The organism is Massilia sp. (assembly GCF_046293535.1).
Taxonomy (GTDB): domain Bacteria; phylum Pseudomonadota; class Gammaproteobacteria; order Burkholderiales; family Burkholderiaceae_D; genus Telluria.
The window spans coordinates 108,291-134,662 of record NZ_JBKBOV010000009.1 but is presented as its reverse complement, the minus strand read 5'-3'; the positions used below and the strand labels follow the sequence as shown (position 1 = coordinate 134,662).

The following is a 26,372-nucleotide window of genomic DNA, read 5'->3' as shown; positions in this document are numbered from 1 at the left end:
AGCGGACCCGGCGCTATAACGGAGGGTGGGTCAGGCGCGCTGGTAGATGTCCTCGAAGCGGACGATGTCGTCCTCGCCCAGGTAGCTGCCGGACTGCACCTCGATGAGGTGCAGGGGCATCTTGCCCGGGTTTTCCAGGCGGTGCGTGATGCCGATCGGGATGTAGGTCGACTCGTTTTCCGACAGCAGGCAGACCTTTTCGCCGCAGGTCACGCGTGCGGTGCCCGACACCACGACCCAGTGTTCGGCGCGGTGGTGGTGCATTTGCAGCGAGAGCTTCTCGCCCGGCTTGACGGTGATGCGCTTGACCTGGAAGCGGTCGCCCGCGTCGATGCCCTCGTAATGGCCCCACGGGCGGTAGACGCGCGTGTGGTGCAGGTGCTCGGTACGCGCCTTGGACTTGAGGTGGTCGACCACCTGCTTGACGCGCTGCACCTGGTCCTTGTGGGTGACGAGCACCGCATCCTGGGTCTCGACCACGACCAGGTTCTCCACGCCGACCACGGCCACGATGCGCGATTCGGCGCGCACCAGCGAATTCTTGACGCCGTCGAGGTAGACGTCGCCGCGCCGGGCGTTGCCGTCGGCATCCTTGGGCTGCACTTCCCACAGCGCCGACCAGGAACCGACGTCGTTCCAGCCGATGTCGGCCGGCACCACGGCGGCGGCGGCGGTCTTTTCCATCACCGCGTAGTCGATCGAATCGGACGGGCTGTCCGAGAAGGCCTGTTCTTCCAGGCGGCAGAAGTCGAGGTCGCGGTAGCCCGTGCTGACGGCTTTTTCGGCCGCCTGCGCGATGGCCGGCGCATGCTCCTGCAGCTCTTGCAAGAAGCGCTCGGCATGGAACATGAACATGCCGCTGTTCCAGTAGTAGCCGCCGTCGTCCAGGAAGCCCTGGGCGGTGGCGGCATCCGGCTTCTCGACGAAGCGCGCCACCTTGTAGCAGTCGCCGCAGTTGGCGACCTGCTCGCCCCGGCGGATGTAGCCGTAGCCGGTTTCCGGGGTCTTGGGCACGATGCCGAAGGTGGCCAGTGCGCCCTGGCCCACCAGCGTGACGGCGCGCTCGACCGCGTCGCGGAAGGCGGCGCCGTTCTCGATCACGTGGTCGGCCGGCAGCACCAGCATGATGGCTTCCGGGTCGATCGCCTTCAGGTAGTGGGCGGCCGCGGCCACCGCCGGGGCGGTGTTGCGGCCGACCGGTTCGAGCAGGATGCCGAGCGGGGTGATGCCGGTCTCGCGCAGCTGTTCGGCCACCATGAAGCGGTGGTCGTTGCCGCACACGACCAGCGGCGCCATCACTCCCGGCCAGCCGGCCACCCGCAGCGCAGTTTCCTGCAGCATGGTCCTGTCCGCTACCAGCGGCAGCAGCTGCTTGGGCAGCACGGCGCGCGACAGCGGCCACAGGCGGGTACCGGCGCCGCCGGAGAGAATGACTGGATAAATTTTCATGCGCTTACTTTCTCTTTGATCTTTTGAATTGCGTTCTGGGCTACGCCATCGATTTCCTTGCGGACCGAACGGCGGCGGTCGCGCGCATTCAGCCATTCCTGCGAAGAATACTCGGAGGCATGCTTCATCTCGCCCCTGCGGTCGACACTGTAGTCCTTGAAAACTATCATTTCGTGCAATGTTACATCATGCAACACCCGTGTGTATTCGAACAACATGCTACGCACGATCTCGGCGCCTTCGCAGATGTGGCTGCCGTGACCGATCCAGGTCGGACCGACGATGCGGGCACCGGCTTCGATCTTGACGTTGGAGCCGATGTAGACCGGGCCCTCGATGGTGGTGCCTTCCCAGTCGATACTGGTGTTCAGGCCGGTCCAGACACCCGGCTCGATCTGGATGCCGGGCACGTCCATGTGGTTGACCTCGCCGGTCAGCACGGTCTGCAGCACTTCCCAGTAGTCGCTCATGGTGCCGATGTCGAGCCAGTTGAAGGGGCGGCCCTGGGCATAGAACGGCAGGCCGCGCTCGGCCAGCAGCGGGAACAGTTCGGACCCGATGTCGAACGGCACCCCGGAAGGAATCAGGTCGATGACTTCCGGTTCGAAGATGTAGATGCCGGTGGAGATGAAGTTGGACTTGGCTTCCGCTTCGCTCGGCTTTTCCTGGAACTCGACGATGCGGCCGTTGGCGTCGGTGACCACCACGCCATACGACGAGACCTTGTCCCACGGGACTTCCTTGGTGATGACGGTGGCCATCGCGCCCTTGCGGCGGTGCTCGAGCAACGCGGCTTTCAGGTCGAGGTCGATCAGGGCGTCGCCGCACAGTACGATGGTGGTGTCGTCGAAGAAGCCGCCGAATTCCTGGATCTTCTTCATGCCGCCGGCTGAACCGATCGGCTCGGGCACGACCTCACCCTCGTTGTTGATGTAGCCCTCGAACGAGTAGCCGATCTGGACGCCGAACTGCTCGCCTTCACCGAAGTACTCCTCGATCTTTTCGTGGAGCCAGCTGACGTTGACCATGATTTCGGTCACGCCATGCTTTTTCAGGTGTTCGACAAGGTAGGCCATTACCGGTTTGCCCAGCAGGGGAATCATGGGTTTTGGCAGGTCATAGGTCAGCGGGCGTACACGCGTGCCCTTGCCTGCAGCGAGAATCATGGCTTTCATCAGACCGTCCTTTACATAGGGTTTGTTTGGCAGTGCTTATTTGGCAGTGGTTTGGTAGCGCCACACGTCGGCGCACATCTGGGCGACGTCGCGCTCGGCGGTCCAGCCCAGTTCCTCGCGCGCCTTGGCCGGGTCGGCGTAGCACTGGGCCACGTCGCCGGGGCGGCGCTCGACGATCTGGTAGGGTATCGGGCGGCCGCAGGCCGCCTCGAAGGCGCGCACCATTTCCAGCACGCTGTTGCCGCGGCCGGTGCCGAGGTTGTAGGTGACGATGCCGGGCTCCCTGGCCAGGCGATCGAGGGTCTTCACGTGGCCGATCGCGAGGTCCACCACGTGGATGTAGTCGCGCAGGCCGGTGCCGTCCGGGGTCGGGTAGTCGCCGCCGAACACGGACAGCTTGTCGCGCTGGCCGTTGGCGACCTGGGCGATGTAGGGAACGAGGTTGTTCGGGATGCCGTTCGGCTCTTCGCCGATCAGGCCGCTCTCGTGGGCGCCGACCGGGTTGAAGTAACGCAGCAGCGCGATGCGCCAGCTCGGCTCGGCCTTGGACAGGTCGCGCAGGATGTCTTCGATCATCAGCTTGCTGCGGCCGTAGGGGTTGGTGGCCGAGAGCGGGAAGTCTTCGCGGATCGGCACCGAGGCCGGGTCGCCGTACACGGTGGCGGAGGACGAGAACACGATGGTCGTCACGCCGAACTTGGCCATCGTCTCGAACAGGATGACGCTGCCGTTGACGTTGTTGTCGTAGTAGCGCAGCGGCTGCGCCACCGATTCGCCCACCGCCTTCAGGCCGGCGAAATGGATGACCGCGTCGACCTTGTGAGCGCCGAAGATGCGCTCCATGGCGGCGCGGTCGCGGATGTCGGCTTCTTCGAAGACGAAGGTCTTGTCCGTGATGCGCTGCACACGCTCCTGCACCGACGAGACCGCGTTGGACAGGTTGTCCACCACGACCACCTCGTGGCCCGCGTTCTGCAGCTCGACGACGGTATGCGAGCCGATATAGCCCATGCCGCCAGTAACCAGGATCTTCATTGTGTTTCTCTCTGTGATATATAAAATGTATTAATAATATGTTAATCAATGGCGTAGCATATCACCCCGGCGCCGAAAACCCACGCACGACACCGGCACACGCCGCTCGGCTCAGGCACGATGATGCGGTCTGCGCAGACGCTTGTCTTGGGGCTTTTTGTAATCTTGTGCGGGCGGCTTCTGCGGCCGCCCTAACCTTGCTTGATTTGCCTGCCCTTGAGCGCTTCCTTGAAGAACAGCCCGATGAAGGCCATGTCATCGATAAAGTAGCGCCGGAACATGCGGCGCGGCTCCTGCAGGAAACGGTAGAACCATTCGAGCCCGGATTTCTGCATCCACAGCGGGGCCCGCTTTACCTTGCCGATGGCGACATCGAAGGTGCCGCCGACGCCCATCGCGAAGGGAATGCGCATATGGGCCTGGTACTTGCCGAGGAATTGCTCCTTCTTGGGCGAGCTGATCGCCACGAACAGCAGGTCGGCATGACTTAGACGGATCTGTTCCGCCACCGCCCGCTCCTCCTCCTCGCCTTTCCAGTAGCCGTTGCGGTAGCCCGCCAGCTGCAGCGCCGGGTACTTGCGGGTATAGGTTTCGGCCACCTTGCTGACGACCTCCTCGCGCGCGCCCAGCAGGAACACGCGCCAGCCCTTCTCGCCGGCGCGCCGCATCAGGGCTTCGAACAGGTCGACCCCGGCGACCCGCTCCTTGAGCGGCTTGCCGAGCAGGCGCGAGGCCCACACGACCGGCATGCCGTCCACGTTTACCAGCGCGCATTCGTTGATAATCTGGCGCAATTCCGGGTCGCGGCTGGCCTTGACCAGCTTGTCCACGTTGACCACCACGTGCTGGTGCGGCAGTCCGGACGCGATGAAGCCCTCGACCTTCCCCAGCGTTTCTTCCATCGTCAGGTTGTCGACCTGGCAGCCCATCAGGGTGATGCGGTCCTCCGTCGCTTGCGTGGTCTGTGCGTTCATGCAATTTCCCAAAAATAACATTTTGCTAATGCAGGAACGTTATTGTAAACCTGCATTCGACGGGAACGGCGGACGATACCGTCGTGATACGAAGCACTTCGCAGGGCCGCTTCGATTCATAGGTGCGCGAGCACCAGCCGAGCGGCGGGTTCTCGGCGCCGCGCACCAGTTCCAGCTGCAGGTCGGCGCCGCTGACCGCCATCTGCAGCACGAAGCGCTTGCCGCGCACCGACAGGCCATGGCTGGTCAGGCGCACGTCGAGTTCGGGCGCGAAGTGCCAGAACAGCTCGACCTTGTGCTGCTTGCGCGCCGACACCTCGTCGCGCACGGTCAGGGTATTGCTGGCGCCGTCGAAGCGCACGCTGCGCATGTGGCGCACCGGATCCGACAGGCGGGTATAGCCGTCGTGCGAGCCGCGGAAATCGAAGTCGTTCGGGCTGCTGGGCATGCGTTCGATATGGGCCTGGGCCTTGCGCAGCCACATGAAGCGCCCGCCGCTGACGGACTGGTCCTGGCCGTCGATGCGCACGGTGTTATGGGCCGACGTTCCGCGGAAATAATCGCGCCATTTCTGCTCCTGCCAGTAGGAATAGGTGCCGGGATCGATCAGGCATTCCTCGCCGGCCACCGAGAGCGTCATCGCCAGCGCGTCGGCATGGCCGTGGGCGGCGATGCCGAGGTAGCCGAGCGGGCCGCAGTCGAGCATGCCCTTGATTTCCTGGTGCTCGCCGAAATGGTTGCCGAACAGCAGGTAGCCGCCGTCCGGGAAGGCCCAGCCGCTGTCGACCTCGTGCGGGTCGCAATCCGGGCGCGGCCCGGGCAGCGCGTGCAGCAGCCAGCGCACGCCGGGATGGTTATCCGCATGGGCGCCGAAGACGGTGTCGCCCAGCGCCAGCAACTGGGCGGCGCGGTCCATGCCCGACGCATCGAGACGGAACACGCAGCCGTCGTCGGCATCGCCCACCGCCGGCACGTTGCCGCCAACGTCGCGCACCGAGCGCAGGAAGCGCAGCGCGCGCTGCAGCGAGGCCCAGTAGGGACGCGGGAAAGGCTGGCCGCAGGCCTGGCCCATCAGGCCGGCGACGAACAGGAATTCGCTCGAGAAGATGTGGTAGGCAAAGGCCTGCTCGCGATTCACGCCGTCGCGCGAGAATTGCAGCACGGCCTCGGTCTCGAGCTCGCGGCGCGCCTGCTCCAGCCAGGCGGCGGACTCTTTCCAGCACGGCCAGGTGCTGGCGCCGGCGTACAGGCCGGCCAGCTCGCCGATCAGGTGGTTGTTGGCCGAGGAATGGCGCGACAGGTGGCGCGCGATGCTGCGGCAGTGGGCGTGGATGCTGCCCTGCCAGTCTTCGCGCAGCTTCTGGCCGGACTCGCCTTCGAACAGCGGGCTGTTCTCGCCGCCCACCAGTTGCCACATCAGGCTCCAGTTGATCAGGCGGATGCCCAGCTCCAGCGAACTGGTCCAGTTTGGGCCGGTGAGCGGCGGACACTGGTCGAGCCAGCTGCGCAGCTGCTGCTCGAGCGCGTGCAGCCAGCGCGGGTCGCTCGTCAATGCCCAGGCCTGGGCCAGGCGCACCAGGTGCAGGTGGCGGTTCAGTTCCCAGACATGCTTGATGTCGCCCACCAGCTCGCGGTTGGTGATCGGGATGTCGCCGGCGTAGACCGCGGGTCCGGTGACGCCGGTCTCGGGATCGCGGTTCCAGGCGGTGGGCACGCCGACGTCGAAGCGCCGTTCGGCGAACAGCACCACGTGGCCGGCGCAGATGCGGTCGGCATCGAGCAGCAGGGCGTCGATTTCGGCGGGATCCAGCGTGGGGGCGCCGTGCACGGCCAGCGTGCGTGCGCGCGGCAGCGGCGCGGGCGCCGTGCGGCCGGCCATGCGCCGCCCCATCCTGGTGGCGGCCGCCTGGCGGACACGGTAGCCCACTTCGGCGACCGACATGCAGCGCAGCCGGTTCACCAGCCATCCCAAGCTTCCTGTTGCGTTCATAGCTCTCCCCTCGCTCTGCGAAGTTGGTCGCGATGCTCTCACCCAGCTGCGCTTTGCCGCAGTTGCCGGTACACCGCTGATAGTTGTCCGATCACGACGCCGGACTCGAATTCCTGTTCGATGGTGGCGCGCCCGCGCGCGCCCAGGCGCCGGCGCTCGGCGTCGTCCGCGAGCAGCCTGCCGAGGGCGTCCGTCAGCGAAGCCACATTGCCGGGCTCGACCATCAAGCCGTTGTCGCCGTCGCGCAGGGCATCCGGGATGCCGCCCACGCCGGTGCTGACCACCGCCTTGCCGGCGGCCATCGCTTCCAGCAAGGCCATCGGCAGGCCCTCGGCGTGCGACGGCAGGCAGAAGATGGACGCCCGCGCCAGTTCCTCCTGCTTGCGCTGGGCCGTGACCCAGCCCAGCTCGGTAATACGGTCTGCCACGCCCAGTTCGACGGCGCGGCGCTTGACCTGCTCCAGCTCGCCCTGGCCGCCGATCGCCAGGTGCACGTGCGGAAAAGCTTCGCGCAGCCGCGCCAGCGCTTCGAGCAATTCGTAGATGCCCTTGCGCGGCTCGACCTGGCCGAGAAAGAGGATGCGGCCCGGCTCCGGCGCTTGCTGCGCCGGCGGCGGCAGCGGCACCGAGTTCGGGATCACGACGACATGCGCGCGCGGCGCGAAGCCTTCCAGGTACTCGGCCCAGCGGCTGGAGAGCGCGATGACGACCGCGCTTTTCTCCAGCGTGTGGCGGATCCAGCGCTGCATCAGCGGGCTGGAAGCTTCGATGAAACGGTCGAAGCAGGCGCCGTGCAGGTGGAAGACGGTTTTCGCGCCGCTCGCGCGCGACAGGGCCAGCAGCACCGACTTGCGCACGAAACTGCCGTTCGAGGCCGCATGCGCGTGCACGACTTCCGGGCGGCGCGCCAGGCAGACCAGGGTCCGCAGCAAGCCCTTGAAGGCGGCGCCGATCTTGGCGGCGCGGCTGCCTTCGGCATGGGTCGGCACATAGCAGACGCCTTCGCGCTCGAACAGGCCGTTCTGGCGCAGCAGCGAGACCACGGTGGCGACGCCGCCGCGTCCGCCGGGCTCGGTACCCAGCATGAGCACCTTCGGCGACGCGTGCGTCGCCGCTGGCGCTGCTGGTGCCGATGCCCGGTTCATGCCATTCGCCCTTCCTTCAGTTCCCTGCGGACAGGTTTGCAAATTAGAAATTGTTTTGGATAGTACAACGGTGTTTACTCCGGGAAGCGCACGATACGATGCCTGACGGACCGAAGTGTTGCTTTTTCACTTCTGGTTCGGCAGAATTTTTGTGTACGTTTCTGCAACAATCCGCCCCAGAATAGCATAGGTCCGATGGCTCCTTACGTACGCTGGACCACGTTTGGCCAACTCGGCGGCAAGCGCCTTGTCCTGCAACAGGCGTTTTACTGCTTCCGCGAAAGGGCCGGCCTCCATCGGCGCGCACAGCCCCGCCCTGCTCTCGTCGATCACCAGTTGCTGGTCGGGAATGTCGTTGGCGACGCTGGGGATGCCCAGCGCCAGATACTCGACCAGCTTGGTCGGCGAGGAGACGTCGAACAGGGTGCTGCGCGGAATCGGCGACAGCCCGACCTCGGCCCGCACCGCATAGCCGAGCGCGGTGCGCTGGGGCAGCCAACCGGTCAGCAGCACGTGATCATCGATGCCGCGGCGCGCGATCTCGGCGCGCATCCAGGCCATTTCGTCGTGCGAGGCGGCGTCGCCGGCCATCACCAGGAGCAGGTCGGGGAACGCGTCCTTGAGCCGCTCGGCCACGTCGAGCAGGAAGTCCGAGCGCCTGGCCTGGGCGATGCGGCCGAGATACAGGATGACGCGGCGCCCGTCCAGGCGCGGGTCCTCGACCGGCTCGACGCTGTCGCGGTCGAACAGCGCGGCGTCGACGCCCATCGGCACGGCGGTCATGCGCGCGCGCTCGAAACCCTGGCTTGCCAGCCAGTCGGCCATGGCCTCGCTCTGCACGAAGATGTGGCGCGCTCCCGGCAGCACCAGGCGGTAGATGACCAGGCGCGAGGCCCAGGCGCGCAGCGCATGGCCGCACCACAGCAGCCCCTTGCCGCGGCGGCCGATCTCGTCGCGCCGCACCTCGAAACCCTCGACGATCGGAAAGGACATCCAGTAAACGAAGGGCACGCGCAGCACGGCGGCGGCGATCCGCCCGAGCAGGCCGGAGGCGATCTTGTCGCGCACCTGGATGCAGTCCGGCCGCCCGCGCCGCCCGGCGCGCAGCAGGCCGCGCAAGTCCCACAACGGCGACAGCACGGCGGCGAAGCGCGACTTCAGGCTGCCGACCATGTGCATGCCGCCGGCCGGCCACGGGCTGCCGGCCTCGCTGCCGGCCTGGCCCACCAGCTCGGTGTTCACGCCATAGCGCGGCATCTCGGCGCCGAACAGGGTCGCCAGGTCGGCACGCAACGGCGGCAGGGGATCACGGACGATGAAGGCGATGGACAGCTTTTTGCGCATGGGGCCGGTATCGATGGGCAGATCAGCCGATTCTAGCGCGGCAAGGAGCGCGCACGTTTCGGGAAGGACACGCTAACGTGCGCTGGAACACATCCAGGCACACGGCTTCAGGCCGCGGCCCGGCTTTCCTTCCACCGCACCAGTACCGGCAGCAGTCCCGCGCTGGCCCGGCTATCGAGCTTGCGGCAGAAGTGGGCATTCGAGGCGCGGATGCGCTCGAAGTCGCCGTCGTCCAGCACCTTGGGATTGCGCGCGCCCTGCTCCGGCCATTGCACGTAGCGGTAGTTATCGGACAGCACCCGGTCCGCGAAGCGCGAATGCATGACCAGGGTCTGGAACAGCATCTCGTCCGGGCACTGGACGGTGCGCATGAAGCGCATCAGGCGCGGGTGGGCGTCGGCCAGGCGCAGCACCTCGGCCACGCAGCCGCGCGACAAGGCCCACCAGGACGAGCCGCCGTGCGGCGCGAAGCCGTCCGGCATGCGGCGCCGGCGCCCGGTGGCGCGCAGGACGCGGTTGGCCAGGCCGCAGGCCAGGCGCTCCAGCCGCCCGCCTCCTTCACGGTAGAAGAACTGGTAGCGGAAGTCCACGTTCCAGCCGCCGGGGCGGATCGGCGCCGTCTCCAGCAGCTCGCGGTCGCGCAAGCGCGCCAGCTCGCGCTTGAGCAGGGGGTTGGGCAGCAGCGGGAAGTCCTGGGCCGAGAGGAAGACGAGCTTGTCGAAGTCGGTCTGCTCGCGCAGGATCTGGCGCAGCGACACCAGGGTCGCCTCTACCTGCGAGAAGCCGCCCCAGCGCACGTCGATGCGCGGCGATACCGGGCGTGCGGCGGGATGCAGGGCGGCCGGGTCGAGCGCGCTCTTGCGGTCGAGGTGGACGTAGACCGTGAAGTCGGGGTCGGACAAGGCCTCGACCAGCGCATTGAGCTGCGCGATGTCCTTGTGCGCACAGATCAGGAACACCTGCTTCATCACTCTCTCCCGCCTTGGCGACCGCCAATGAAAAAGTCCCCTGCGGCGTGGGCCGCAGGGGACTGGCGCCGCGCGCCGAGTCTAGCATGGCACGCGGAGGGAACAGCGCCCGCTTAGATCCTAGTTGATGGTCACCGACTGCCCACCCACCGTCACGGTGCGCACCGAACCCGAGGTCGAGATGTTCACGGCCGGCTTCTTGCAACCGGGGTCGAGCAGCACCAGGTACTCGGCGGTGGTGTTGGCGTTGGCCTTCAGGTAGAAGGCGCCGTGGTCTTCGATCACGTTGGTCTTGCCGCCCGGGCCGATCCACTTGGCGAAACTGGCGTTGCCGTTCAGCGAACGCAGGCACAGCGACTGTCCGCCGGCCACGACCTTGACGTTCTGGCCGTTCTCGACCGTCATGATCACCGGCGTGTGGATGTTCCACTCGTAGGTGCGGGCCACGGTGCTGGACAGGCGGTCGCGCACCAGGATGGCGTTGCCGGCATTGCGCAGGTGCCAGACCTGGCGCTTGGCCATGGTCAGCTGGCCGCCATACGAGGGGGTGGCGTCGCCTTCGGCATAGTCGTAGGTCGGCTGGGCGGTGAAGGCGGTGATGCGGCCGTTGCGCAGCAGCTGCTCGCGGTAGCCGGTCACCATCTGGCCCTTGCCGCCGTCGAAGGTGATGGCGTTCTGCGAGCGGGTCTGGTGGTACCAGTCGGTCCAGTAGGGCGAACCGTACCAGTCGTACCAGCCGGCCTTGACCAGCATCGGCTGGCCGGCGATCGACAGCAGCAGGCCGTTCTGGTCGCCGTGGCTGTGGTTGAACGAGCCGTAGGGGCTGGACTTGAAGAAAGTCGAGATGCGCGAGCTCGAGCCCAGGTTGCTGTGCATCGCGACCCAGCCGATGCTCGGGTAATAGGCCGAGTTCTGCGGCGCTTCCAGCCAGCTGGTGTGGGTGACCGGCAGCGGGTATTCGGCCTGCAGCAGCGACATCGCGTCTTCCATGCCGGTGGTGTTCTTCACGTACCAGGCGGCGCGCGGCGACCACATGCGGGAGGCGAAGGCGCGGAACACGCGCGGGTCCGGCTTGGTCTCGGAAGCGTCGCCGAAGGCATGGGTGCGCGCGCCCGGCGGGGTGAACTCCATCGCGAAGTCGAGGAAGCCGAGGGTCCAGGGCTTGCCGAAGAAATTCACGCCGCTGGCGTGGGTCAGTGGGTCCCACAGGGCCAGCAGGTAGCCGGCCGCGTATTCGGCATAGGCGGTGCCGTTGGCGTAGCCGCCTTCCGGGCCGCTCCACGGGTTCGGGCTCAGGGCATAGGCGCGGAAGGAGAAGTCGAACCACTTCTCGGCGTCGGGGATGTCGCCCAGGGTCAGGGTCGAGATCAGGACCAGGAACACCAGGCTGGTGTTGCCGTGCGAGTCGAACGGGTACTGGTCGAGACGGCCATTGTCGCCGGCCAGGTTGTTGTAGATCTCGGTGGTGCGGATCTTGATCGCGCCGAGCCAGCGCGCCTTGCGGGTGCCGTCCAGCGCACCGCCCAGCAGGTCGATGGTCTTGGCCAGGCCCCAGGCGATCTGGCGGGTGGCCTGGTCCTGGTTGGCGTAGCTGGTCGGGCCCGACGGATTGAGCGCGGCCAGCTCATCGCCGCGGCGCAGGGCTTCGGTCAGGAACTGGCTTTCGCCCTTGAGCTTGTACATCAGCGCCGCCGCTTCCATCTGGCGGGTCGCTTCGTTGATGCGCTGGCGCACGTCGGTCTGCTGCGAGGCCATGGCGGCCGTCAGCGGCGAGCTGATGACGATGTTCCAGCGCGAGTCCGACAGGCTCGGCACGGCGCTGACCTGGGCCTTGACTTCGTTGCCGAGGCGGCTCAGGTAGGGTTCCAGCGCGGTGCGCTTGGCGTAGTTCCAGGTCGAGAACGGGGTCACCGAGTTCGGCAGCGAACGCGGACGCGCTTTCGACAGGATGCGGCTGCGCAGGGTGGCGTTGTCGGGCACTTCGAACTTGGTCGACCTGCTGGTGACCGAGAAGTTACGCGGGGTCGACCATTCGTTGGTGCCGACCGGGCGCACGCGCCAGGTGTAGTTGCCGAGGGCCAGGGCCTTGGTCGGCAGGTACCAGTTGCGCTCGACCACGGCGCGGGTCGGCGTGCCGCCCACCGGCGTGATCTCGACTTCGTAGCTGGCCGGACCGGTCGCGTGGCGGGCCCAGGTGAATCCCGGAGGATTCTGTGCCTGGACCGAGTTCATTTCGGGCTTGGCCTGCACCACCAGGGGATCGGTCGACTGAACCCAGTCGGCACGGGCGGAGACGCTCGCGAACAGCGAGGCGACAGCGGCCATCAGGACCAGGCTCTTCCGTTGAAATTGCATGTGGGTACTCCGAAAAAAATCTTTGAAATCACTGCGCCGGACCGGACGCGCCGGCAGGCTGGAGAAAGACTAATGCTCTAAAGAAACGACTTACTTGACAGCAGTTATGCTACCCCAAAGTAAGTTGAGCACAGGCAAATTCCCCAAAGAAATCACAGATTTTTTCCTTGCTTTGCAGAAATCCCACGACAGAATTTCAACTTTTACCGAACAATATTTGCAGGCTTCTAACGGTCATAAACTGCCTGCAAAGATAAAACGGCAAAGCTGTCAGAAAGCTACTGGGCCGGCACCGCGCGCACCTCGGCCTGCAATGCGCGCATCCTTTTCAGGTAGCGCAGGCAATAAATACCGAAGGCCAGCGGTGCCTTGTCCATGTGGCGCCGGCGCACGGTGAATTCTTCCTGGCGCGCTTTCAGGCGGTTGGCTGAGGACACGCTGCCCGCATGGTCGCGGAACACGGTCAGGGGCTGGTCGATCATGGCCGGGCGCGACACCGCGCCCAGGCGCAGCCACAGGTCGATGTCCATCGCGTACTTGAGCTTCTCATCAAAGGCACCCACGCGCTCGAAGGCCGACCTGCGCACGAACACGGCCGGGTGCGGAATCGAGCTGCGTCCGGCCACGAAAGAGCGGTAGGAAAAAGGCGGCATCGCATACGGCGGCACCATCTTGCCGTCCTTCAGGACCTGGATGTTCCCGTATACCCAATCCACCGGCTGCCCTGCCGCCTGGGCCTGGTCGAAAGCGCGCTTGACGGTGGCCAGCACGTCGGGACCGTTGTAGTAATCGTCCGAATGCAGGTGGGCGACGTACTCGCCACGGGCCGCTTCGATGCCCTGGTTCATGGCGCGGCTGATGCCGCCGCCGACGTCGCGCAGCACCCGCTTGCTGCCCGGCTTGTCGCTCATGTATGCAGCGATCATGTCGAGGGTCTCGTCGGTGGAGCCGCCGTCCACGAAAATGTGCTCGTAGTCCTGGCAGGTCTGGGCCTGCACCGAGGCCAGGGTGTCGGCCAGGGTCGCGGCACTGTTCCAGGTGCAGGTGACGATGGAAAAAGTCGGCTTGCCGGCAACGGGGGTCGAAGGATTATTGTGCATAGAAGTCCACGATCTTGGGAAGGGCCTGGAAAACGTCCATCCCGGCGATTGCCGGCAATGGACGCGCCTGGGCCGGCCGCGCCAGTTCGTCGACGAGGTGGGTGACCAACTCCTCCATCGACGTGGCCAGGCGCAGCTGGCCGGGATAGGACTCGTAGACGGCAAGTTCGGGATTGCCGCCGCGCGCCAGTGCCAGGCAGGGTCGACCCAGTGCCAGCGCTTCGAGGATGGTGGTGCCGCAAGGTTCTTCCCACACCGAAGGCACCACGCAGACCTGGCTGGTGGCGGTCAGGGCCACCACTTCCGGGTTCGGCTGCCAGCCCAGGAAGCGGACCTGCTCGCCGGCGTATTCGGCTTCGAGGCGCGCGCGCAGCGGGCCGTCGCCGACCACCAGCAGCTGCGCCCCGGCAGGTAGCCGGCCGCGCGCCGCGGCCAGGAATTCGGCGAAGCCCTTGCCGGTGTCGATGCGGCCGGCCAGCAGCACCTGCCCCTGCTTGGGCGCGCCGCTGCTCGCTGCCAGGCGCGCCAGCTTGCGGTAGTTGATGAAGTTGTGGATCACGCGCGAGCGCGACAGGTCCGCTTGCGGCAACGCGCGCAGGAACTGGCGGCGCAGGAAATCCGATACGAAGATGGTTTTATGCTGCGCGAAAGTGCGCTCGGTCTCGCTGCGGTAGCGTGCCACCGCGTGGCCCGAGAGCAGGCTGCGCAGCGGCCCCGGCGCCGCATGGGCGCAGCCGGCGCAGGCCCGCGGCGAGGTCTCCTCGCACACGGCATCGCCCTTGAAGCGCAGGTGGGTCACGCATTCGCTGCCCTGGTCGTGGCGGGTCTGGACGAAATTCAGGCCGGGGTCGACGTACAGCCCGGTCATCGGCAGGTGGCCGTGGTAGTGCACCACGTCGTAGTTGCCGACCGCGCGCGCATGCTCGGACAGCGCGCGCGCCACCTTGGCGGCGAACCAGGGCCGCTTGGCGGAATTGAAGAAGCCGAGCTGGGCTTCCTTCCAGCCGACCCGGCGGAAATCGAAACCGGGCACGAACTTCCCCTGGAAGCCGATCTCCTCGGCACTGCCTGCGTGGGCCCGGTCCGAACGGCCCATGATGTCGACCTGGTGGCCTTCTTCGAGCAGGGCATTCGACAGCGTGACGACATGCTTGGCCAGGCCGCCGAGCTGGGCGCCCGGCAAATCTTCCGACACCATCAATATCCGCAAAACTAAGCTCCCTTCGCCTGCCAGCGCGACAGGCTGGCCTTCAGGCGCGTCCACGCCAGCAGCCGGTCGTCGCGCTCGACCACGAACATCGCACCGTGCACGCCCAGCAGCAGCACGGTCACGCCGAGAATGAACACGAAATCCCAGGCCCCGCGGTCGAACAGCTGCTCGGCCGCGGTGGCGGCAACGGCCACCAGGGCGACGCCGAGCAGGCCCGGCGCATAGCCCTGGCCCAGCAGGCGCGCCAGGGTGGTCGGCACCGTGCGCCCATGGACGTAGACCAGGAAGAAACTGGTGAAGACGAGCGACGCCACCAGGTGGCCCCAGGCGGCGCCGTTGATGCCCCACCCCGCCACGCCCACGTAGACGATGGCCAGGCCGGCCAGGGCGCGGGTGACGGCGAACAGGCCGGACACGCGCGGGTGGCCCATGCCGTCGTTCACCAGCGACGGCAGGCTGGTGAGCGAATCGACGAACTGCGACAGCGCCATCACGGCCAGCACCAGCGCGCCGGCGCGGGCAAAGTCCTCGTTCATCCAGTAGCCGAGGATCTGGTGGGCGAACACGGCCACCAGCACCAGGATCGCGGCATTCAGGAAGACCACGTAGCGGGTCGCCTTCAGGTAGACGCGGTCCAGGCGCGCGTACTCGCCGCTGGCCGCCAGCGCGCTGGCGGCCGGGAAGAACACGCCGGACAGGCGGAAGGTCAGGCTCAGCACGCGGTTGGCGAGCGTGGCCGCCACCGTGAAATAGGCCAGTCCGGTGACGCCCACCAGGGCGCCGATGATCAGCTTGTCGGCATGGGCATAGGACAGCGTGGCGAAGCGCGACAGGAAGGAATAGGCCGAAAAGCCCAGCAGCGCGTTGCGGAAAGCGTGTCCCGGCCAGCGCCAGCGCAGGCCGGGCAGCAGGCGCCGGATCGCGCCCCACAGGATGGAGCAATGCAGGGTGCTGGCGGCGACGCGCAGCAGGATCACTTCGAACAGGCCGTAGCCCAGCAGCAGCACGCCGACCGTGGCCAGCGGCACCAGGGTGCCGAACACCATCTCCAGGCGCGCCGAGATGTCGTAGCGCATCAGCGACTGCGGCACGCTGTTCAGGTAGCTCTGCAGCTGGCCGGCCAGGAAACCGAGCGCGGCCAGCTGCAAGGTGGCGGTCGCTTCGGGAATGAGCTGCTGCGGCACCGCGAACACGCCGCCGACCAGCCAGCCAGCGCTGAAGAACAGGCCGAGCGCGCCCAGCAGGCCGATGCCGGCATAGGTGGCCAGGCCGAAGGAGACGGTCTCGAAGATGCGCTCTTCGTCCTTGCGCGCATTGTGCTCGGCGATGTACTTGACCGAGCCGGCGGTGACGTTGATGTCGATGACGGCGAAATAGCCGACGATGGCCGTGACCAGCGAATACAGGCCATAGCCGGCGTCGCCGAGCCCCTTGACCACCAGCGGCACGGTGCCGAGCATGACCAGCGCGGGAATCGCCGCGCCGAGCAGGTTCGACCAGGCGTTACGGGCAAGACGCAGGTTCATCAGGCGGGCACCAGGTGGGGACGCGGCGGCGTGAAGGGCCTCAAGGCCGGCCGGCTCACCGGCGCCGCCTTGGCCACCGCCATCGCCAGGTAAGGCAGGGCAATGCAGATGGCCAGCATCTGGCTGGTGCGTACTTGCGGGAACGGCGTGCCGATCAGGAAATCGGGAATCATGAAGGCAAGCCCCGCCACCCCGGCGGTGGCCAGGCCGAGCAGTTCCGGCGGCAGCTGCTTGAGCGCGCGCCGCGCGAACAGGACGAAGGTGATCAAGGTGCCGAACAGGAGCACGGTGCCGATCAGGCCGCTCTTGAGGGCGATGTGCAGCACCCCGCTATGCAGGAACAGGCCGCCGTCCGGATTCTGCTGCCACGAGATGTACTGGTAGCCGGTATACCTGCCCCAGGTGCCGATGCCGGTGATCGGGTTGGCCAGGAAGTCGCCCAGCGCGAACTTCAGCTCCAGCACCCGTTCGCTCTCGGGCCCGAAGCGCTTGGACTGCATGTCGTAGACCAGGCTGGACAGGCCGCTGCCCGCCCCCTTGGTCTGCGACAGCCGCTGCACCGCGACGTAGGCGAGCGCGGCCCCGACCACCGGCAGCCCGGCCGTCATCAGCTGCATGCGGCGCTTGAGCGGGAAGCGCATCATGATCACCAGGAAGGCCAGCATGAAGCCGATCCAGGCGCTGCGGCGGTAGGACAGCAGGATGCACAGCGCGGTGGAAATCAATGTCATCCACTCGATGGCGCGCCAGAACTTCGGGCGGTCGGTCTTGACGGTCTGGAACAGGTGGACGGCGGCGATCGCAAACGCGATGACGCACACCAGGCTGTCGTTGATGTCGAAGAAGGTCAGGCGGATCTTGATCGCGTTCAGGTTGGCGTAGACGTTGTTCGGATCGCCCCCGAAGGCTGCCCAGCGCACCAGGCCGAACAGCGAGCGGCACAGGCCCACGATCAGGATGAAATGGGTGAGCTCGATCAGGTGCTCGCGGGTGCGGAAGGACAGCAGCATCAGCGAGATCAGCGGCGCCATCCAGACGATGTTCGAGAAGCCCTGCGGGGTCAGCGCCTCGGCCACCGTGACGCCGTTCATCAGGCCGACGGCGAGGTGGCCGACCAGCAGCGCGAACCAGGCCCAGAACCAGGGCCGCAGGTTACAGGGCGGCGTCGGGTAGCGCTGGAAGGTGGCGGCCACGCGCGCGCAGGCCCAGGCGCCCAGCACGTACCACAGCACCAGGCCGAACAGCAGGAGGCCGGAACCGCGGCTGTAGATGCTGCGGGTGGCGAAAATCGCCATGTTCCCGTAGCTGGTGGAGTTCATGCAGAAGTACACCAGCAGGTAAGGATAGACCAGGAAGCGCGGCCAGGCGATGCCGATGCCGATCCCCGCGACGGCCGCGATCGACAGGCCGATGATGAAGGCCCACGGCAGCGAGTAATAAATGTATGGGAGGATCGTGTTCATCGGCGCTTGTTACTTTCTCCCGTGTCAGCCGCGCGCCGGGCCATGCGCCGCGGGCGCCGCCGCGGCGGCCGCCTCGGGGGCCGTTTCCGATGCTCCCGCAAGGCCCGAACCCAGCAGGCGGCTGCGGTCGCGCGGCGCCATGACGCCCAGCATCTCGGCGACGAAGCGGTCCTGCACCCCGTAGGCCTGGGTTTCGTTGGACTGGATGGTCGAGACGCGCACCAGCATGCCGTCCGGGATCTCGCCGGACAGGCCGTAGGCCAGGCGGTGCAGCTTCTGCTGGATGCCGGCGCGCGAGGCGTGCTCGCCGATCGTGATCCAGTAGGTAATCGGCTCGTTGCGCTCGTGCAGGCGCGCCACCAGGCGCTTGACCGGCAGTTCGCCGAAGCGGGTCGGCAGCGCGCCCTCGTCGTCCTTCACCATCTGGAAGCCCTGGGCCACGTAGCAGACCTCGGGCAGGTGCAGTTGCAGCGCCTTGCTCTGGTCGCCGCCATAGGCGATCGACAGCATCACGCGCTGTCCCTGGCTGTTGATGTAGGTGCGCGACAGGGTCTGGTCGTAGATCTTTTCCAGCATGCTCTGCTGCTCCGGATCGGGCGCGAGCGGCACCACCGAAGGGTCGATGCGCCAGTCGCCGAAGCGCTGCGGGATCATCTGTTCCAGGCTGAACTGTTCATGCGGCTGCAGCACCCGCGGCTTGGGGGTGAGCGCCCCGGTCAGGGCCGAGGTGCCGGCCATGGCCAGGCCCAGCACCACGCTGATGGCGAAACGGCGATTCATGTTGCCTCCTTCAGGGAGCCCGTCCGCGGGCCCGGCATGCGGCCGCCGCCCGTGCCCGGGCCGCCGCCGCGATTGCCGCGGCGCTTGATCCACCATTGCAGGCCATTGTCGACCGCCAGGATCAGCAGCAGCGCGGTCACGAACAGCACCATGCCGGCGAAGCCGTGCAGGAAGCCCTGGCCGGCCGCGTCGCCGAAGTAATAGGTGATCAGGGTCAGGGCGATCACGCGGATCACGTTGGCGGTGAACGAGATCGGGACGATCAGGATCGCCAGCGCGATGTTGCGGAAGGCCGAGGGGTGGCGCATCAGGTTCAGGTAGAACAGGCCGAGCGCTTCCAGGGTCAGCAGGGTCTGCAGGCCGGCGCAGGCGTCGGCCACCAGCAGCTGGTACTGGCCCATCTGCAGCACCACGCCCGAGCGCGAGATCGGGTAGCCCAGCGCGAACAGGATGTGCTCGGTCACCCAGGACACCGCCATCTTCATCGGCATCGTCACCGCCGCCACCAGCTCGCTCGGCAGCGGCACCAGGAACAGCATGAAGAAGAACGGGAACCACAGCACGCGCAGGGCGCGGCTGCCGAACTTGAGCAGCACCAGGGCCGCCATCACCACCACGATCGAGGCCACTTCGAACATCAGGATCTTCTGCGAGCGGCCGAGCAGGTGGAACATCAGGCCGAGCGCCAGCACCGGCCAGCCGGTCCAGCTGCCAGCGGGCGTCGGGCCGACCGCGGCCATGACCTCGGGCCATTTGCGCCAGATGAGCCAGAGCGCCAGGAAGAAGATGATCGGCCCGTGCCCCTGCTCCTCGCTGATCCAGGCGTCGGTGAACAGGCTGTGGAAGGTGGGACCGAACAGGATCGCCAGGCCGGCATACACCGGCCACCATTCGGACAGGGAGCCCTTCAGGCCGTCGAGGGTGCCTGCCAGGGTCGGGGGCGGCGATTCCACCGCCCGTGCGTGATCTCGTGCCGCGCTCGCCATCTCAGAACTCCACCACCACCGAGCCGACCACTTCGGCGCCGGATTCGGCCATCTGCTCGGCCATGCGGCTGATGTTGGCGATACGGGTACGGTGCTTGCAGGCCACCAGCAGCACCCCGCCGGCGCGGCCGGCCACCGCCAGCGCGTCGGCCCCGCTGGCAAACGGCGGCAGGTCGTACAGCACCACGTCGTAGCGCGACTCGAGCTGGGTATTCAGGTTGCGGAAGCCTTCGCGCGCCAGCAGTTCCTGCGGATTCGGCGGCAGCGTACCGGCCGGCATCAGGGACAGGTCGACGAAAGCGGGAACGCGCTGGATGACGTCGAGGTCGGCGCGGCCCGCCAGCAGGTCGGACAGGCCCTGGCGCGGCTTGACGCCGAACATCTCCTGCTGGCGCGGGCTGCGCAGGTTGGCATCCACCAGCAGGGTCTGCTCGCCCAGCTGGGAGAACACCACCGCCAGGTTGGCCGCGAACAGGCTGGAACCGTCTTCCGGCGTGACGCCGGCGATCGCCAGGGCGCGCCGGCCGCGTGCGAACCAGCGCAGCATCAGCTGGCTGCGGATCGCGCGCAGGGCCTCGACCTGGGGCGAGAACGGGTCGTAGGCGGCGACCAGCTTGGGCGACAGGTTGGCCTGCCCTTTCTGCAAATAAGGATAGGAAAACTGGCGCGCCAGCACCTGCTGGATGTCTTCCTCGCTCACCAGGCCCAGGCGCACGGCGGCTTCGCCGAAGCGGATTCCCAGGTCTTTCTGCATGCGCAGGACACGCTCGGCACTCTCGGGGGTGAGCTTGCCGGAATCGAGCAGCAATGCGCCCATGCTCGAATCGGCCTGAGCCCCGTTGTGCAGTGCGCCCTCATGGGGTGCACCGGTCGGCAATGCGGATAGCACGGATGAATTCATGGTCGTGTCCTATTCTTGTTTGGTTCGGATGCGCGGCCCCCGTGCGCCTCAGTTCAGGCGCAGCAGGCGGCGCGGGGTCATCAGCGCCCGGATGCCGGCGCCGCGCGGGCGCTTCATGCGCCACTCGATGGTGCCGAGCACCGGGATGCCCAGCATGTCCTTGACGTCGCCGGTCGAACGGACCGGGCGGTTGATCAGTTCCAGCAGCAGGGCCAGGCCGACGCCGAGGATGGTGCCCAGCAGGATCGAGACCAGGGTGTTGAGCAGCACGCGCGGGCCCGACGGCTCGGTCGGCGGCACCGCCGGGTTCAGGATCGAGATGTCGGACTGCTCGGCCTGGGCCTCGATGCGGGTCTGCGAGAAGCGGTTGCTGGCGGCATCGAAGGCGCGCTGGGCGCTGTCGAGGTCTTTCAGCAGCACGCCGAGTTCGTCGCGGGTGCGGTTCAGCTCGAGCACGCGGGTTTTCTGGGCGGCCAGTTCGGCGCGCAGCTCGGCCTCGCGCTGGCGGTACACCTGGGCATTGGCGCCCACGCTCTTCGACACGCTGCCCAGGGCGGCGTTCAGTTCGGCGCGCATCTTGCTCACCTCGGCCTGGGCCGACTGGTAGGCCGGGTGGTTGCGGCCGTAGCGCGAGGCGGCTTCGGCCAGCTTGGCCTCGCCGCTGGCCAGGCTCACGCGCAGGCTCTGCACCAGGGCGTTGTTGGCGACGTCGGGCGAGCCGACGCCGGTGGCCATGCGTTCGCGCGAGCTGGCTTCCATGGCCTGGGTCTGGGCCGCCACCAGCTGGGCCGAGAGGTCGCTCAGGCGCGACAGCTCGACGTCCACCCGGTTGTTGTCGAGGCTGACGATGCCCTTCTCCTGCTGGTATTTCGACAAGCGCGCCTGCGCGGCTTCCAGGTTGTCGCGCAGCTGCTTGGTCTGTTCGTTGAAATAGGACGAGGCTTTCTTGGCCGGCTCGGTCTTGAGCTGGACGCTGATCTTCTGGTATTCGTCGGCGAAGGCGTTCGCGACGGCGGCGGCGAAGGCCGGGTCGGCGCCCTTGAAGCTGATCTCGACCACGCTCGATTCGCGCGAGGGCATGATCTCGAGTTTCTTCAGCAGCAGGTCGGCCAGCCAGTCGCGCACCGTGCCCTTGCCTTCGCTGGCTTCGCGCCACTGGGCCTGCACGGCCGGGCTGGAAGCCAGGCGCAGCGAGTCGACCACCCGCAGCGCCACGTTCTTGCTGGTGATGATGTCCATCTGGGTGGCCATATAGCCCGGCATCAGGTTGCCGGGCATGGTGAGGCCGCTCACCGGGTCCACGCCCTTGTAGTTCAACAGCACGGATGCGGTTGCCTTGTAGGTCTTCTGCTGGATCAGGCTCCATCCCAGCGCGAGCAGGACGGTGACCAGCAGGGTCCCCAGGATGATCTTCTTCCTGGCAAGAAGAATGAGCAGGAATTGATGAACGTTCATGGCCTTACCTTTGCATCATTGCTTTGACAAGCGGGTGGACAAACGAGTGAAGCGTTAAACAGGATTCGTAGGGTGGGCGGGTCTCCCGCCCACGCGGTCAAATCACGGTACTGCAGCCTGCGCGGCTATTCATCACCCAACTATCACCGCGTGGGCGGGAGGACCCGCCCACCCTACGTTTAAGCACAGCCTCAGAACCAGGACTCGCGTACTACGATGACATCGTCCACTTGAACTGGGTCACTGGCTTTGACGTCAATCGTGACGGGATTGCCGCTGGCATCCTTGCGGGTGACTTTCATGCCGTTATTGCTGCCACGCATGCTCAGGCCACCGCCGGCCGAGACGGCCTGCTGCACGGTCATGCCGCGCTCCAGGCGGAACGGACCCGGACGCTGGACTTCGCCGGTGACATAGGCGCGCGGGGCGCGCTCGACGTAGATGATGTCGCCGCCGGCCACTTCGTAGTCCTTGTTCAGCTCGCCCTTGCGGACCATGTCGACCACATCGATGGTCTCGCGCGTGGTGTTGCCGTCGCGGGTGCGCACCAGGTTGATGATGTCGCCGCCGTCGCCGTGGATGCCGCCGGCCATGGCCAGCAGGTCGAGCACCTTGCGGCGCCCTTCCACCGCATAGCGGCCCGGACGGTTCACATAGCCCAGCACCGACACCTGCTGGCTGGCCAGCGTGGTCACCAGCATGTTGACCTGGGCCTTCTTGAGGTAGCCGCCCTTTTCCAGCATGTCGCCGATCTTCTTCTCGGCCGCGGCCACCGACAGGCCGCCCACCGCGACCTGGCCGAGCAGCGGGAAGGTGATGTTGCCGCTTTCGCTGACGCGGGTCTCGAGCGAGAGGTCGGGGCTGCCGTAGACGGACAGCTTGACCACGTCGCCCGGTCCGAGCAGCACTTCGGCGGCAGCGGCGACACCCATGCTCAGCACGAGCGCGGTGGCCATCATCCACTTGACGAATCGTTTCATGATTGCTCCTTCTATTTGTTTTTGGGTCGGTGAGTCGATGAGTCGGATTACTTCAGGCCGGCGACGCCGCGTTCGAGGGCCGATTTGTCGGTGCCGGATTCGGGTTCGGCCGGCGGTGCGACCGAGGACTGGCCGGCCGGCGCGGTGGCCACCGCGGTCGCGCCCGGCGCCGCCGGGGCGCCACCCGCCGGTGCGTTCGGGCTCGGCTCGTATTCCTTGTTCAGGTAGGCGATCTTGGCGGTGCCGCGCAGGCGCTGGATCTCGGCGGCGGCCAGTTCCTTGTTCTTCTTGTTCATCAGGTATTGGCTGATCTGCGGGGCGGCGATCGCCAGGGTGACGGGCGCGTCGCGCACTTCGGCGATCGAGATCAGCATGGCGCGGTCGCCTTCCTTGACCGCGAACAGCTGGCCTTTCGGCATCGACAGCAGCTTGGCCGACAGCTGGGCGTTCAGGTCGGCGGTGCTGCGCGTGACCTGGGCGCGGCCGTACTTGATGTTGCGGGCGTCGAGGAACACCGCCACTTCTTCCAGCGACTTGGCGCTGTCGGCGGCGGCGCGCACCTCCGGCGTCAGGTCGCTGGCCGCGATGATCAGCTCGTTCATGGCGAACTGCTTGCGGTTGCTGAAGAACTGCGGATTCTTGTTGAAGTAGTCTTCCACCTCGGCCTGCGAGGGGCGCTGCGGCTCGCCGATGCGCTTTTGCATGTAGGCCTGGGCGATGATCAGCGAACGCGCGCGCTCGATCGCCTGCATCACCTTCGGATCACGGTCGAGCTTTTCCTTGGCAGCCTCGCTCTCCAGCAGTTCACGGTCGATCAGGGCCTGCAGGACCTGCTTGCCGGCCGTCTGCTGCTGCTGTGCGCCGACGCCCAGGCGCTGCAGTTCCTCGTTCAGCTGCAGGACGGTGATTTCCTCGCCGTTGACGCTGGCCAGGGCCTGGCCCGGCTTGGACTCCTTGGGTGCTTCGTCCTTGCTGCAAGCGGCCAGGGTCGTCGCGCACAACACCAGCGCCGCCGCGGACAGCAGGCGCCTGGGGCTTGGGAAGGAGGTTGGGTTGGCTGCCAAATGGAAGGTTTTCAAGATAGTTTCCTCGACGTTGGTTAGCGGGCGAACCCGCCGCGTGTTCCTCTTGTTATTCGTGACCTGCCCCGGATTGCGGAGCAGATTCAGGACTCATCCATTCTGGGTTCCGCACGATTCGCTCTCTGTTCGTCAATTAACAAACTGCTACTGCGACATGTTCCGCGCTTCATGCCGGCACCCGCGCCGCATTCCCGGCGGCACGCCCCAGCAGCTGCGCAGGCACGTCCTGCGGACCGGCCTCTTCCGCTTCCTGCTCGGCGACGAAGGCTTCGTAGGCGCGGCGCAAGCCTTCCTGCAGCGGCGTGCTGGCGCGCCAGCCGAGCGCGGCCAGCTTGGATACGTCGAGCAGCTTGCGCGGCGTGCCGTCCGGCTTGCTGGCGTCGAACACGATACGGCCGCGGTAGCCGACGGTGTCGCCCACCAGCCGCGCCAGTTCGGCGATCGTGACGTCCTGGCCGGTGCCGACGTTGATGTGCGAGTGCATCGGGTCGGTATTCGCCGCGTACACCTCGGCGGGCAGGTTCATCACATAGACGCTGGCGGCGGCCATGTCGTCCACGTACAGGAACTCGCGCATCGGCTTGCCGCTGCCCCAGATCACCACTTCCGGCGCATCGTTCTCGCGCGCTTCGTGGAAGCGGCGCAGCAGGGCCGGGATCACGTGGCTGTTTTCGGGGTGGTAGTTGTCGCCCGGACCGTACAGGTTGGTCGGCATCACGCTGCGGTAGTCGGTGCCGTACTGGCGGTTGTAGCTCTCGCACAGCTTGATGCCGGCGATCTTGGCCATCGCATAGGGTTCGTTGGTCGGTTCGAGGATGCCGTTCATCAGGTATTCCTCGCGGATCGGCTGCGCCGCCAGGCGCGGATAGATGCAGGAGGAACCGAGGAACAGCAGCTTCTGGACGCCGGCACGCCATGCTTCATGCACGACATTGGCCTGCACCATCATGTTGTCGTAGATAAACTCGGCCGGATAGGTGTTGTTGGCGTGGATGCCGCCCACCTTGGCCGCGGCCAGGTAGACCTGGTCGATGCGTTCGGTACGGAAGAATTCGCGCACCTGGGCCTGGTCGGTGAGTTCCAGTTCGGCGTGGGTGCGGGTGACGATGTCGGTGTGTCCCTGGGCGCGCAGGACGCGCACGATGGCGGAGCCGACCAGGCCACGATGGCCGGCGACATAGATTCTGGGCTGATTGTTCGACACGCTTACTCCAATGAAAGTGCAACGTTGTAGCCATGCGATGCGAGCAGCTTGTGGCGGCGCGCCGTGTCCAGGTCGTGCGCCACCATCTCCTGCACCATCGCTTCGAAACTGGTCGTAGGTTCCCAGCCGAGGCGCTCGCGCGCACGGCTCGGGTCGCCCAGCAGGGTCTCGACCTCGGTCGGACGGAAGTATTGCGGGTCCACCGCCACGATCGGCTGGCCCACCACGACGCCCGGCGCCTTGTCGCCGGTGACGCTGGCCACCAGGCCGCGCTCCTCGACGCCCTGCCCCTGCCAGGCGATCTCGATGCCCAGCTCGCGGGCGGCGATCTCGACGAAATCGCGCACCGCATACTGGCGCCCGGTGGCGATCACGAAATCCTCGGGCTTGTCCTGCTGCAGCATGAGCCACTGCATGTGCACGTAGTCGCGGGCATGGCCCCAGTCGCGCAGCGCGTCGAGGTTGCCGAGGAAGAGCTGGGGCTCGAGGCCCTGGGCGATATTGGCCAGGGCGCGGGTGATCTTGCGGGTGACGAAGGTCTCGCCGCGGCGCGGCGATTCGTGGTTGAACAGGATGCCGTTGCAGGCATACATGCCATAGGCCTCGCGGTAGTTCACGGTGATCCAGTAGGCGTACAGCTTGGCCACCGCATACGGGCTGCGCGGATAGAAAGGCGTGGTCTCGCGCTGCGGGGTCTCCTGCACCAGGCCGTACAGCTCGGAGGTCGAGGCCTGGTAGAAGCGGGTCTTCTTTTCCAGCCCGAGGAAACGGATCGCCTCCAGCAGGCGCAGGGTGCCGATGCCGTCGACGTCGGCGGTGTACTCGGGCGACTCGAAGGAGACCGCCACGTGGCTCATCGCACCCAGGTTGTAGACCTCGTCCGGCGCCACCATCTGCAGGATGCGGGTCAGGTTGGAGGTATCGGTGAGGTCGCCGTAGTGGAGGAAGAAGCGCGGATTGTCGGCGTGCGGATCCTGGTAGATGTGGTCGATGCGCCCGGTGTTGAACAAGGAGGCGCGGCGCTTGATGCCGTGGACCTCGTAGCCCTTCGCGAGCAGCAGCTCGGCCAGGTAAGAACCGTCCTGGCCGGTGACGCCGGTAATCAATGCTTTCTTCATATTGTTTCCCTTACGGAACCGGGCAAAGAACGGCCCCGGCAGTTGCAAACTCATCAACGATTCTACGCAGCTCGTGTAGTCATGCAAGCAAGATAGCAATCGTGCGCGTGGCTTTTAAGTTGACCTTAAGCG

General features: G+C 66.5%; 21 protein-coding genes. All 21 read right to left on the bottom strand.

What is annotated here, in order from left to right:
* Positions 1 to 30: 30 nt before the first annotated feature.
* The 21 genes from ACK4S9_RS07680 to gmd all read right to left on the bottom strand — a co-directional run bounded on the left by ACK4S9_RS07680 (position 31) and on the right by gmd (position 26,240).
* Positions 31 to 1,449 carry a mannose-1-phosphate guanylyltransferase/mannose-6-phosphate isomerase gene (locus ACK4S9_RS07680; protein ID WP_409723711.1) on the bottom strand — a complete coding sequence of 473 codons (1,419 nt, stop codon included), beginning with the start codon at positions 1,447 to 1,449 and terminating at the stop codon, positions 31 to 33.
* On the bottom strand, positions 1,446 to 2,624 hold the full coding sequence (locus ACK4S9_RS07675; RefSeq protein ID WP_409723709.1) for a sugar phosphate nucleotidyltransferase: 1,179 nt from the start codon (positions 2,622 to 2,624) through the stop codon (positions 1,446 to 1,448). The genes ACK4S9_RS07680 and ACK4S9_RS07675 overlap by 4 nt, the downstream gene beginning before the upstream one ends.
* A 36-nt stretch (positions 2,625 to 2,660) precedes the next feature.
* Positions 2,661 to 3,659 carry a UDP-glucose 4-epimerase GalE gene (gene galE, locus ACK4S9_RS07670; RefSeq protein WP_409723707.1) on the bottom strand — a complete coding sequence of 333 codons (999 nt, stop codon included), beginning with the start codon at positions 3,657 to 3,659 and terminating at the stop codon, positions 2,661 to 2,663.
* Positions 3,660 to 3,850: 191 nt separating this feature from the next.
* The gene (locus ACK4S9_RS07665; protein WP_409723705.1) at positions 3,851 to 4,633 is read right to left on the bottom strand and encodes a WecB/TagA/CpsF family glycosyltransferase; all 783 of its coding nucleotides are present in this window, start codon (positions 4,631 to 4,633) and stop codon (positions 3,851 to 3,853) included.
* A gap of 25 nt (positions 4,634 to 4,658) precedes the next feature.
* Positions 4,659 to 6,623 carry an alginate lyase family protein gene (locus ACK4S9_RS07660; RefSeq protein ID WP_409723703.1) on the bottom strand — a complete coding sequence of 655 codons (1,965 nt, stop codon included), beginning with the start codon at positions 6,621 to 6,623 and terminating at the stop codon, positions 4,659 to 4,661.
* 38 nt (positions 6,624 to 6,661) lie between these two features.
* Positions 6,662 to 7,708 carry a glycosyltransferase gene (locus ACK4S9_RS07655; protein WP_409723702.1) on the bottom strand — a complete coding sequence of 349 codons (1,047 nt, stop codon included), beginning with the start codon at positions 7,706 to 7,708 and terminating at the stop codon, positions 6,662 to 6,664.
* Between the two features lie 186 nt (positions 7,709 to 7,894).
* Entirely contained in the window at positions 7,895 to 9,112 is a 1,218-nt protein-coding gene (locus ACK4S9_RS07650; RefSeq protein ID WP_409723700.1) for a glycosyltransferase, read from the bottom strand.
* Positions 9,113 to 9,219: 107 nt separating this feature from the next.
* A complete protein-coding gene (locus ACK4S9_RS07645; RefSeq protein WP_409723698.1) occupies positions 9,220 to 10,080 on the bottom strand; it encodes a beta-1,6-N-acetylglucosaminyltransferase in 861 nt (286 codons plus the stop codon).
* Between the two features lie 120 nt (positions 10,081 to 10,200).
* Positions 10,201 to 12,435: a DUF4962 domain-containing protein gene (locus ACK4S9_RS07640; protein ID WP_409723696.1), complete on the bottom strand. Its 2,235-nt coding sequence runs from the start codon at positions 12,433 to 12,435 to the stop codon at positions 10,201 to 10,203.
* Between the two features lie 278 nt (positions 12,436 to 12,713).
* A complete protein-coding gene (locus ACK4S9_RS07635) occupies positions 12,714 to 13,535 on the bottom strand; it encodes a glycosyltransferase family 2 protein (protein WP_409723694.1) in 822 nt (273 codons plus the stop codon).
* Positions 13,525 to 14,733 carry a glycosyltransferase family 4 protein gene (locus ACK4S9_RS07630; protein ID WP_409723691.1) on the bottom strand — a complete coding sequence of 403 codons (1,209 nt, stop codon included), beginning with the start codon at positions 14,731 to 14,733 and terminating at the stop codon, positions 13,525 to 13,527. Before ACK4S9_RS07630 ends, ACK4S9_RS07635 begins: the two co-directional genes overlap by 11 nt.
* A gap of 14 nt (positions 14,734 to 14,747) precedes the next feature.
* Positions 14,748 to 16,271 carry an oligosaccharide flippase family protein gene (locus ACK4S9_RS07625; protein WP_409723689.1) on the bottom strand — a complete coding sequence of 508 codons (1,524 nt, stop codon included), beginning with the start codon at positions 16,269 to 16,271 and terminating at the stop codon, positions 14,748 to 14,750.
* Positions 16,271 to 17,734 (bottom strand): O-antigen ligase family protein, encoded by a 1,464-nt coding sequence (locus ACK4S9_RS07620; RefSeq protein ID WP_409723686.1) that lies wholly within the window; start codon positions 17,732 to 17,734, stop codon positions 16,271 to 16,273. Before ACK4S9_RS07620 ends, ACK4S9_RS07625 begins: the two co-directional genes overlap by 1 nt.
* 24 nt (positions 17,735 to 17,758) lie before the next feature.
* Positions 17,759 to 18,514, bottom strand: a complete 756-nt coding sequence (gene epsI / locus ACK4S9_RS07615; protein WP_409723683.1) for an exosortase-associated protein EpsI, B-type — start codon at positions 18,512 to 18,514, stop codon at positions 17,759 to 17,761.
* A complete protein-coding gene (gene xrtB / locus ACK4S9_RS07610) occupies positions 18,511 to 19,500 on the bottom strand; it encodes an exosortase B (RefSeq protein ID WP_409723680.1) in 990 nt (329 codons plus the stop codon). Before xrtB ends, epsI begins: the two co-directional genes overlap by 4 nt.
* A gap of 1 nt (position 19,501) precedes the next feature.
* Positions 19,502 to 20,401: a chain length determinant protein tyrosine kinase EpsG gene (gene epsG, locus ACK4S9_RS07605; protein WP_229413036.1), complete on the bottom strand. Its 900-nt coding sequence runs from the start codon at positions 20,399 to 20,401 to the stop codon at positions 19,502 to 19,504.
* A gap of 48 nt (positions 20,402 to 20,449) precedes the next feature.
* Entirely contained in the window at positions 20,450 to 21,856 is a 1,407-nt protein-coding gene (gene epsF / locus ACK4S9_RS07600) for a chain length determinant protein EpsF (protein ID WP_409723677.1), read from the bottom strand.
* Between the two features lie 191 nt (positions 21,857 to 22,047).
* Positions 22,048 to 22,836, bottom strand: coding sequence for a polysaccharide export protein EpsE (gene epsE / locus ACK4S9_RS07595; RefSeq protein WP_209588250.1), 789 nt, complete (start codon positions 22,834 to 22,836; stop codon positions 22,048 to 22,050).
* 47 nt (positions 22,837 to 22,883) lie between these two features.
* On the bottom strand, positions 22,884 to 23,915 hold the full coding sequence (locus tag ACK4S9_RS07590) for an EpsD family peptidyl-prolyl cis-trans isomerase (protein ID WP_409723673.1): 1,032 nt from the start codon (positions 23,913 to 23,915) through the stop codon (positions 22,884 to 22,886).
* A 169-nt stretch (positions 23,916 to 24,084) separates the two neighbouring features.
* Positions 24,085 to 25,122, bottom strand: coding sequence for a GDP-L-fucose synthase family protein (locus tag ACK4S9_RS07585; RefSeq protein ID WP_409723670.1), 1,038 nt, complete (start codon positions 25,120 to 25,122; stop codon positions 24,085 to 24,087).
* A 2-nt stretch (positions 25,123 to 25,124) separates the two neighbouring features.
* Positions 25,125 to 26,240, bottom strand: a complete 1,116-nt coding sequence (gene gmd / locus ACK4S9_RS07580) for a GDP-mannose 4,6-dehydratase (RefSeq protein ID WP_409723667.1) — start codon at positions 26,238 to 26,240, stop codon at positions 25,125 to 25,127.
* Positions 26,241 to 26,372: the final 132 nt, after the last annotated feature.